The sequence below is a fragment of the Novosphingobium sp. B-7 genome, assembly GCF_000410615.1.
Lineage (GTDB): Bacteria > Pseudomonadota > Alphaproteobacteria > Sphingomonadales > Sphingomonadaceae > Novosphingobium > Novosphingobium capsulatum.
Window position 1 is genome coordinate 1 of sequence record NZ_APCQ01000384.1, and the last position, 9,097, is coordinate 9,097.

Annotated in this window: 8 protein-coding genes and 1 pseudogene; 4 read left to right on the top strand and 5 right to left on the bottom strand. The window is 66.7% G+C overall.

Going from position 1 to position 9,097, the window contains the following annotated elements:
• The coding region (locus H926_RS25660; RefSeq protein ID WP_043607871.1) for a LuxR C-terminal-related transcriptional regulator at nt 1-270 on the top strand (270 nt) is incomplete at its 5' end.
• 106 nt (nt 271-376) lie between these two features.
• Here H926_RS25660 and rpsI read toward each other — a convergent pair.
• The 3 genes from rpsI to H926_RS25665 form a co-directional block, all read right to left on the bottom strand.
• Complete coding sequence (gene rpsI / locus H926_RS0104905; RefSeq protein ID WP_022675320.1) at nt 377-922, bottom strand: 30S ribosomal protein S9; 546 nt, start codon at nt 920-922, stop codon at nt 377-379.
• 2 nt (nt 923-924) lie between these two features.
• On the bottom strand, nt 925-1,404 hold the full coding sequence (rplM, locus tag H926_RS0104910) for a 50S ribosomal protein L13 (protein WP_022675321.1): 480 nt from the start codon (nt 1,402-1,404) through the stop codon (nt 925-927).
• Nucleotides 1,405-1,562: 158 nt separating this feature from the next.
• Nucleotides 1,563-2,672, bottom strand: a complete 1,110-nt coding sequence (locus H926_RS25665) for a COX15/CtaA family protein (RefSeq protein WP_082209009.1) — start codon at nt 2,670-2,672, stop codon at nt 1,563-1,565.
• A 157-nt stretch (nt 2,673-2,829) separates the two neighbouring features.
• Here H926_RS25665 and H926_RS0104920 point away from each other — a divergent pair, with 157 nt between their 5' ends.
• Nucleotides 2,830-3,204, top strand: a complete 375-nt coding sequence (locus H926_RS0104920; protein ID WP_022675323.1) for a MerC domain-containing protein — start codon at nt 2,830-2,832, stop codon at nt 3,202-3,204.
• Nucleotides 3,205-3,244: 40 nt separating this feature from the next.
• Entirely contained in the window at nt 3,245-4,255 is a 1,011-nt protein-coding gene (thiS, locus tag H926_RS25670; RefSeq protein ID WP_022675324.1) for a sulfur carrier protein ThiS, read from the top strand.
• A gap of 72 nt (nt 4,256-4,327) precedes the next feature.
• On the opposite strand, the gene H926_RS0104930 is transcribed toward thiS, so the two are convergent.
• Complete coding sequence (locus H926_RS0104930; RefSeq protein ID WP_022675325.1) at nt 4,328-6,592, bottom strand: NADP-dependent malic enzyme; 2,265 nt, start codon at nt 6,590-6,592, stop codon at nt 4,328-4,330.
• 90 nt (nt 6,593-6,682) lie between these two features.
• Nucleotides 6,683-8,311 (bottom strand): hypothetical protein, encoded by a 1,629-nt coding sequence (locus tag H926_RS0104935; protein WP_022675326.1) that lies wholly within the window; start codon nt 8,309-8,311, stop codon nt 6,683-6,685.
• Nucleotides 8,312-8,531: 220 nt separating this feature from the next.
• On the opposite strand from H926_RS0104935, the pseudogene H926_RS0104940 reads away from it, so the two are divergent.
• A pseudogene (locus H926_RS0104940) lies at nt 8,532-9,097 on the top strand (DNA mismatch repair protein MutS); the annotation flags it as partial.

Sequence of the window (9,097 nt, forward strand, 5' to 3'; positions counted from 1 at the left end):
ATCCTGGCCAGCGCCGGCAACCCCAGCGTGCCGGGCGCCGACCTGATCCGCGCGCTGTTCGACCTGACCCCGGCCGAAGCCCGCGTCGCCCGCGCGGTGGCCCAGGGCCTGTCACCAACCGATATCGCCCAGCGCCACGCCGCCTCGCCCGCTACCGTGCGCACCCAGCTCAAGCACGTTTTCGCCAAGACCGGCGTGACCCGCCAGAGCGAATTGGCCGTCCTGCTCGCCTCGCTGCGCAGCCCGGCCGATGCGGACGCGGCATCCTGACCCGCGCGTAACCTGCAAACAAAAAGGGCCGGCCCTAAGGCCAGCCCTTGATGCGTTCTTTGCCGAAGCGTGCCTGGTGGTTCGAGAACCGCCAGGCGAAGCGCGATCAGCGCTTCGAGAACTGGAAGCTGCGGCGTGCCTTGGCGCGGCCGTACTTCTTGCGCTCCACCACGCGGCTGTCGCGGGTGAGGAAGCCGGCGGCCTTGACGGCGCCGCGCAGCGCGGGTTCGAACTTCGAGAGAGCCTGGGCGATGCCGTGCTTCACGGCGCCAGCCTGGCCCGACAGACCGCCGCCCTTGACGGTGGCGATGATGTCGTACTGGCCTTCGCGGTCAGAAACCTGGAACGGCTGGTTGATCACCAGGCGCAGGGTCGGACGGGCGAAGTACACTTCCTGGTCGCGGCCGTTGACCACGATCTTGCCGCTGCCGGGCTTGAGCCACACGCGGGCCACGGCATCCTTGCGGCGGCCGGTGGCATAGGAACGGCCGAAAGCGTCGACTTCGCGATCGCGCAGCGGGGCGGTGGGAGCAGCAGGCGCAACCGGCGCGTCGCCTTCGGCGGCGGGCGCTTCGGCAGCAGCAGGAGCGGGAGCGGCAGACGTCAGGTTCTTGAGGTCGGCCAGGCTCGAGACGGTGTCGTTATCGGCCATGATCAGGCACCCACCTTGTTCTTGCGGTTCATCGAGGCGACGTCGAGCGCCACCGGCTGGGTGCCACCATGCGGGTGTTCGGTACCGGCATAGAGGTGCAGCGCACGCATCTGGGCGCGGCCGAGCGGACCACGGGGGATCATGCGCTCAACAGCCTTTTCCAGCACGCGCTCGGGGAAGCGACCACCCAGGACCTTGTCCGCGGTGACTTCCTTGATGCCGCCGGCATAGCCGGTGTGCTTGTAATAGGTCTTGGCCTTGAGCTTGTTGCCCGTCAGGCGCACCTTGTCGGCGTTGATCACGACAACGTGATCGCCGCAATCGACGTGGGGCGTGAAGCTGGGCTTGTGCTTGCCGCGCAGACGGTTGGCGATGATGACGGCGAGGCGGCCGACCACCAGGCCTTCGGCATCAATAAGATGCCAGTTCTTTTCCACCTCGGCCGGCTTGATCGACCGGGTGACCTTGCTGAGAGCCTTCATGGCTGTTCGGTTCCCTGGATGATGGGTTACCCCATCGCGTACCGAACTTGGCACAAACGGGGTGAAGAACCGCGCCTTTGTTGCAAAGCGCCCCAAGAGTCAAGCAAACCGGGCCTTTGCGGAGAGGTAAAATAATACCTCTCCCAAAAATGCGCTGATCAGGCCGCGTTTTTGACCCGGCCCAGGGCATGCGCTCCCCACACCGTGCAGATCAGCAGGATCGCGCCGCACAGCTGGTGCAGCACCGCCAGCCACAGCGAAACCCCACTATAGACCGTGGCGACGCCCAGCAGCACTTGCGTGCCAAAGGCGCTGTGAATGGCGATGGAAGCCCGGCGCTGCCCTGCCCGGCGCAGCCGGCGCGCCATGACCACCAGCACGGCCACCACGGCCCAGGCCCACCAGCGGTGGAAGAAATGCACGAGATAGGGATCGCCGGTCAGCGTGGCCCAGGCGCCGCGCGCCCATTCCACGCCGGCAGGAAAGAAGCTGCCCTGCATCAATGGCCAGGCATCCCACGAAAACCACCCTGCGCCCGCGACGACGCCCGCGCGCAAGCCCGCCAGGAACGCGCCATAGACCAGCTGCAGCGCCAGCATGCCCAGCGCGAGCGTACCCAGCCCCGTCAACCGCGCCCGCGCCTCTCCCCGCGCCAGAGCGCGCAGGTCGAGCATGGTCCACACGATCCCGGCCAGGGTGAACAGCGCCACGCCCAGGTGGGTCGCCAGGCGATAGTGGCTGACCTTCACATCGTGGACGATGCCGGACTTGACCATCCACCAGCCCACCGCGCCCTGCAACGCGCCCAGCGCCAGCAGCGCAAGCAGCCGCGGCGCATAGCCGGCCGGAATCTTGCCGCGCAGCCAGAACCACGCGAGCGGCGCGGCAAACGCCAGGCCGATGGTGCGCGCCAAGAGGCGGTGCACCCATTCCCAGAAGAAGATGAACTTGTAGGTCGCCAGCGTCATGCCCGCCGGGCCATTGACCAGGATATATTGCGGGGTCTGGCGATAGGCAGCGAATTCGGCCTGCCACTGCGCCTGGGTCAGAGGCGGCAAGGCGCCCGACACCACGTTCCATTCGGTGATCGACACGCCCGATTCGGTCAGCCGGGTAATGCCGCCCACCACCACGATCGCCACGATCATCGCGGCCACCACGGCCAGCCAGCGCACAAGGCCCTGCGTCGGAACCGCCTGGGTGGCAGGTGCGCGCGGCGTGGCAGAAGCATGGGGCGCCGATGCAGGCGAAGCAGTGCGGGAAGCCATCATGGGCCGTTCTCTCGCGCCTTGCGCCAGACCGCGCAAGTGGCATTTGGGGGAAGCGCGGTTTTGCACCCCGTCGCCAACGGCCCTTCCCAGCGGGCCCCAACGGCCTTCCGTCAAAACGCTTGAATCATGATACAACATTACATATATGCGCGCCATGAACCAGGCACTCCTCACCCTGCGCAGCCGGCTCGACCGTTTCGGCGTGATCCTCTCGGGGCTGTGCATGATTCACTGCCTGGCCGGGCTGTTCCTGGTCGGCGTGCTGGGCCTGGGCGGCGGAGTGCTGCTCAACCCCGAAATCCATCACATCGGCCTGGTCCTGGCGATCGTGATCAGTGCCGCCACGATCGGCATGGGCGCGCTGCGCCACGGCCATCGCCTGCCGTTGGCGCTGGGCCTGGCCGGGCTGGCGCTGATGACGGCGGCGGTGATGGTCGGCCATGGCGCGGCGGAATCGGTGCTGACCATCGCCGGCGTGCTGCTGGTAGCCTCTGCCCATGTGGTCAACATGCGCCGGAATGCCTGCTGAAGCCTTGCACCATGCCGTGCCCTCGTTAAAGCACGCAGCCATGGCCACGAACCCGCAAAGCTCGACCCTGTCGCTCACGCTCAACGGCGAACCGCGCCGCGCTGCTCCCGGCACGATTGCCGATCTGGTGCGCACCCTGGACCTCGATCCGGCCAAGGTGGCCGTGGAGCGCAACGGCGATATCGTGCCCCGCTCCACCCTGGCGCAGGTGCCGCTTGCCGATGGCGACGTGCTGGAGATCGTGCATTTCGTCGGTGGCGGCGATGGCGATGGCGCGGCCTCAGACGATACCTGGACGGTGGCCGGCCGCACCTTCCGCTCGCGCCTGATCGTGGGCACCGGCAAGTACAAGGATTTTGCCCAGAACGCCGCCGCGCTGGCGGCCTCGGGCGCGGAAATCGTCACCGTGGCAGTGCGCCGGGTCAACGTGTCGGACCCCAAGGCGCCGATGCTGACCGACTATATCGATCCGCGCCAGGTCACCTACCTGCCCAACACCGCCGGCTGCTTTACTGCCGAAGACGCCATCCGCACGCTGCGTCTGGCGCGCGAGGCGGGCGGCTGGGACCTGGTCAAACTGGAAGTGCTGGGCGAGGCGCGCACGCTCTATCCCGATATGCGCGAAACCCTGCGCGCCACCGAAGTGCTGGCCAGGGAAGGCTTCCTGCCGATGGTCTATTGCGCCGACGACCCGATCGCCGCGCGCCAGCTGGAAGAAGCCGGCGCCGTCGCGATCATGCCGCTGGGCGCGCCGATCGGTTCGGGCCTGGGCATTCAGAACAAGGTGATGATCCGCCTGATCGTGGAAGGGGCCAAGGTGCCGGTGCTGGTCGATGCCGGGGTCGGAACGGCCAGCGATGCCGCCGTGGCAATGGAACTGGGCTGCACCGGCGTGCTGATGAACACCGCCATTGCCGAGGCGAAAGACCCGATCCGCATGGCCCGTGCGATGAAGGCCGCAGTCGAGGCCGGGCGCGATGCCTATCTTGCCGGCCGCATGGCCACGCGCCGCTATGCCGATCCGTCGAGCCCGCTCGCCGGGCTGATCTGATCGGATCAAACTTGCACAAAAAAGGGGGCGCAGACCGCATGGCCTGCGCCCCCTTTTTTGTCTTCAGCCCTGTCAGGCGGTGATGCCTGCCGCAGCCAGCACGGCCAGGGTCAGCAGGTCGGGTGCAGTTGCCGTCATCGGGGCGATCTGCACCGGCTTTTCCATGTTGAGCAGCATCGGGCCGATCATAGCGTTGCCGCCCAGCTCGCGCAGCAGCTTGGCCGAGATATTGGCCGATTGCAGACCAGGCATGATCAGCACGTTGGCCGGGCCCGACAGGCGGCAGAACGGATAGGTCTGCATGATGCGCGGGTTGAGCGCGGCATCGGGCGCCATTTCGCCTTCGTATTCAAAGCCCGGCTGGCGTTCATCGAGGATCGCGACCGCATCGCGCAGCGCATCGAGCCACTTGCCATAGGGATTGCCGAACGTGGAATAGGAAAGGAACGCCACGCGCGGTTCGTGACCCATGCGGCGGGCAACGGCGGCCGTCTCGATGGCGATATCGGCCAGTTCCTCGGCATTGGGGCGTTCATTGACCGTGGTATCGGCCAGGAACACCGTGCGGTTCTTGCCCACCATCAGGTGCACGCCGAACGGCAGGTGCCCAGGCTTGGGCCCCAGCACGCGGCGAATTTCCTTCATGGTCTGCGCAAACGGGCGGGTGGTGCCCGAAATCATCGCATCGCCATGGCCCAGCGCCAGCAGCAGCGCGGCAAAGACGTTGCGATCGTTGTTGACCATGCGGCGCACGTCGCGTTCCAGGAAGCCCCGGCGCTGCAGGCGCGGATAGAGGTAGGACACCATGTCTTCCACCAGCGGCGAGACATTGGAGTTGTGGATTTCAAAGCTGGACGGGTTGGACACGCCCAGTTCCGAAAGCTTGTCGAGCACGCCCTGGGTGCGGCCGACCAGCACCGGCGTACCATAGCCGAAATCGCGGAACTGGATCGCGGCGCGCAGCACCACTTCCTGCTCGGCCTCGGCAAAGACAACCCGCTTGGGGTTCTGCTTGACGCTGGCATAGACGTTGGTGAGCACCGAGGTCGTCGGGTTGAGCCGCGCCTTGAGGCTTTCGCGATAGGCTTCGAAATCCTCGATCGCCTTGCGTGCCACGCCGGTTTCCATCGCCGCCTTGGCCACGGCCGAGGAAACCCGCTCCATCAGGCGCGGATCGAACGGAGCAGGAATGATGTAGTCCAGGCCGAACTGGTGGTTCTTGCCATAGGCGGCAGCCACTTCCTCGGGCACGGGCTCGCGCGCCAGTTCGGCGATCGCAGAAGCCGCGGCGATCTTCATTTCCTCGTTGATCGCGGTAGCCTGCACATCCAGCGCGCCGCGGAAAATGTACGGGAAACCCAGGACGTTGTTGACCTGGTTGGGATAGTCGGAACGGCCGGTGGCGATCACGCAATCCGGGCGCACGGCCTTGGCCGCGTCGGGATTGATTTCGGGATCGGGGTTGGCCATCGCGAAGATGATCGGCTGCGGCGCCATCTTCTTGACCCATTCGGGCTTGAGCGCATCGGCCGCCGACAGGCCCAGGAAAATGTCGGCGCCATCGAGCGCCTCTTCCAGCGTGCGGGCCGGGGTATCGACCGCGTGGGCGCTCTTCCACTGGTCCATGCTGTCGGTACGGCCGCGATAGATCGTGCCCGTGCGGTCGCACATGATCACGTTGTCGTGGCGCACGCCCATGGCCTTGATCAGTTCGGTGCAGGCAATCGCCGCCGCGCCCGCGCCGTTGACCACGACCTTGACCTCGGACATCGCGCGGCCGGTCAGGTGGCAGGCATTGAGCAGGCCGGCGGCGGTGATGATCGCGGTTCCGTGCTGGTCATCGTGCATCACCGGAATCTTCAGCCGCTCGCGCAGGGCCTGCTCGATGATGAAGCATTCCGGGGCCTTGATGTCTTCCAGGTTGATCCCGCCAAAGCTGGGCTCCATCAGGGCGACGGCCTCGATAAAGGCTTCGGGGTCTTCGGTGGCGAGTTCGATGTCGATCGAGTCGACATCGGCAAAGCGCTTGAACAGCACCGCCTTGCCTTCCATCACCGGCTTCGACGCCAAGGCACCCAGATTGCCCAAGCCCAGGATGGCGGTGCCGTTGGAAATCACCGCCACCAGGTTGCCCTTGGCGGTATAGTCATAGGCCGTGGCGGGATTGTCCGCGATGGCCAGCACCGGCACGGCCACGCCGGGCGAATAGGCCAGGCTGAGATCGCGCTGCGTGGCCATCGGCTTGGAGGCGATGATCTCGATTTTGCCAGGCCGGATCGTGTTGTGATAGAAAAGCGCTTCGCGTTCGGTGAAACGGACGTTGCTTTCCTCGGACATTCGCGCACTCCCGGCAGACTGGAAACTCGTCTTGCCCCCTTGCACATTCGAATGCGCTAGGGAAGGCTTGAGCGCGCACGAAATGATCCCTTACAAATCGCGCGCCTGCCATTTGGGCAGGCCCAGCGGCCGCACGGCAAACAGCAGGCTGCGCCCCTGCTGCCACACCAGGCGCAGGCGTGGATCGGGGTTGCGCGGCAGGCCGGTATCGATCAGCCAAACGTAATCGACCCGTTCCACCGGGGCAAAGCGCAGGGCCGAGTCGATCGAGCGCAGCCGCCCGCTGGCGCAGCGCCGCGACCACACGAATTCCGACGGATCGGCCGCGAAATTGCGCGCCGGGCGGAACCGCGGCACGACCATGTGCAGACCGGGTACGGCCCAGTTGTCGTTCACCCAGGCCTGGCGATAGACGCTAGCCAGGCTGGCGAGGTGATCGCGCCGGGTGTTGCGCCACGCTTCCTCCAGGCAGGAATGTTCCACGAACGTGAGGATGCGGGCGCCCGGCTCGATATGTTCGAGCGCGGATAGCTGCTGGCGATAGTCATCGGCATAATCGACGAAGCTGGCCGCCGTGACCACCGTGCGCAGGCCAAGCAGAACCAGCCCGGCATAGGCCACGGCGCGGGCCACGCGCGGGCGCGCGCCGCTCCAGTCCTGCAGGCCCAGCAACAGCATCATCGCCGGGGGCAGCAGGCGCACGTCGACAAAGGCGCTGCCGTTGATATCGCTCGGGATGATCACATAGAGGATCAGCACGCACAGCCCCGGCAGGCCGCGCTGCCAGTTCCACCGCCCGCCCAGCCAGAACCCGCCGAGCAGCAGGATATAGGCGGCGGCCGTGGTGATCACGTCGAGCGCAAACGACTGGTCGCGCAAGGTGATGCCCAGGAACACGCCCTTCTGTTCCCAGCGCCAGGCATTGAGGCTGCGCGCTGGTTCGGGCGAAAACAGCTTCCACAAGACGATGGTCAGCACCGTGGCGAGCAGCGGCCAGCACAGCACGATGAGGCGCCCGGCGGCGGCCTTCCAATCGTGCGTGGCGATCACCGTGCGCCAGCGCGATGGGCGCCACCAGCCGGCCGGCAGGTTGTCCAGTTCGCGGCCAAAGGCATTGGCCCCGACCATCACCGCCAGCAGCAGCCCGCCGATGGCATGGCACAGCATCGCCAGCGGCTGGGCCACCACGAGCAGGCCGGCACGGTCGCGCGGGCGGTCCTCCAGCGCCATCGCCGCGGCAAAGGCGCACAGCGACAAGCCGGTGCCCAGGATATAGTTGAGGAACCCGGTCAGCAGCGGAAAACTGAACACCCACATCAGCGCCCAGGGCGCGCCGTGGCCGCCGCGGGCATTGGCCACCCGCACCGTGGCCAGGCAGCCGCCGGCAAACAGGCCAGTGGCCAGCACCGTGCTCCACCATCCGGCGGCCAGCACGCCCAGCCAGCCGCCCAGCACTTTCATCAGCACGTCGCCGCCGATGTTGAGCGTGAACACCCACTTCCAGCCCAGATACTTGCCCAGCGGGCTATCCGGCCCAGCCGCCTCGATCGCGGCGGCACCCATGTGTCCCGGCACGTCGATCAGCGGCGGCACATCGACCAGCACGAACGGAAAGCAGATCAGCAGCACGCCCAGGATGATCGCCGGCGTTGAAAGCCAGGGCAGACCCCCGCCGCGCCAATCGAGCAGAAACCGGAACCGCTTGGGGGAAACTTGCATCAGGCCTCTTTTGCGCTGCGTCGGGCTGGGGTGGAAACAGGGATGGATACTGGGCGTGGAGCGCCTGCCCTTATCACGCCGATGCCGCCATGGGGAGCCGTGACACCCGCAGGCCGCCCTGCCGGCCTATCCGGCCTGTTCATAAGGCCCGCCTGCGGGTTTGAGAATGCGCGCCGCCTGGGCTAGCGATAGCGCGATGTCCACCCCCGCCCCAACCCCGATGATGGCGCAATATCTGGCGCTCAAGGACCAGGCGCCCGATTGCCTGCTGTTCTATCGCATGGGCGATTTCTTCGAGCTGTTCTTCGATGATGCCCGCCAGGCCGCGCAGATCCTCGATATCGCGCTGACCAGCCGGGGGGAGCATGGCGGCGCGCCGATCCCGATGTGCGGCGTGCCGGTCCATTCGGCGGAAAGCTATCTTGCCCGCCTGATCCGCGCCGGTTGCCGCGTGGCCATTGCCGAGCAGGTGGAAAGCCCGGAAGAGGCCAAGAAGCGCGGTGGCTCCAAGGCCTTGGTGGCGCGCGACATCGTGCGCTTCGTCACCGCCGGCACCCTGACCGAGGAAGCGCTGCTCAACCCGCGCGAATCCAACGTGCTGGCTGCCCTGTGCCCGCTGCGCGACAGCGTCGGCCTCGCCTCGTGCGATATTTCCACCGGGCGGATGGAGCTGGAGGAATGCACGCCCGATCGGCTCGGCGCCGCGCTCGCCCGGCTCGGTGCGCGCGAGATCGTCGCCCCCGATGGCTGGGCCGATGCCCCGCTCGATGCCGTGCCGCGCGACGG